Source organism: Bacillus sp. LR--39, assembly GCF_053613335.1.
The window spans coordinates 1-751 of sequence record NZ_JBSIOT010000774.1 but is presented as its reverse complement, the minus strand read 5'-3'; the positions used below and the strand labels follow the sequence as shown (position 1 = coordinate 751).

Below are 751 nucleotides of genomic sequence, written 5' to 3'. Positions count from 1 at the left end.
AGCAGCAAAAAAACAAAAGAATTGCCATAGCGCTCCGCTCGCTTGATTTCTTCTGAAAGCTCCAGCCTCATCCTTTGCTTGTTATCAAAACCGGTCACTCTGTCAACAGCAACATAGCTTTTAATTTCGGATTGAAGCCGTGTTATTGAGCGCCGAAGCTCTGCTGTAATATCGTGGATTCTTCCAGAAATAAAAGAAAACAGCAAAAGCGCGATTCCCCACACGACAAGCATTCGCAGCCCTTCCTCAGCCGGAAAGAGCGATGTCTGTCCAGTCTGGAAAAACATCATTAAGGTGCCGAGAACAAAGAGTACGATTAAGGTCACTGCCAGCGCGTAAATCGGGCCGAACCAGATGCCTGCGGCGATGACGACAAATGTGATGCAAAGGATCAGAGCACCTTCTGATTGCTGGGCTGACACATAATAAATAAACAAAGACAGGGCCGCGATGAGCCCTGAAAAATAAGCAAATAATTTTTGTGATTCACTGAATGATATTTTCATTAAAAAGCTTCCTTTCGGCTAACAGCGGCAGCAGATTGTCAAATGAATGCGTCTGAGTGCCGCTCATATAGCCTCCATAATACGATTTCCCCGGATCATGAATTTCAAAGTCATTCATTCTGTCATATATGGCTTTGATGACAGAACTGTTTTCATGCTGTTTTGTCAAAAACAATACGGCTAAGGCATATACGGATGGAGACTCATATTGGACGGCAGGCTCCTTCGTATCTGCCGAATACCGC

At 44.6% G+C, this 751-nt stretch carries 2 pseudogenes; both read right to left on the bottom strand.

What is annotated here, in order from left to right:
* Nucleotides 1-506: pseudogene (epsK, locus tag ACWHAR_RS26470) on the bottom strand (cyclic-di-GMP receptor EpsK); the annotation flags it as partial.
* A pseudogene (locus ACWHAR_RS26465) lies at nt 487-751 on the bottom strand (lipoprotein YdaJ); the annotation flags it as partial. The pseudogenes ACWHAR_RS26465 and epsK, both read right to left, overlap by 20 nt.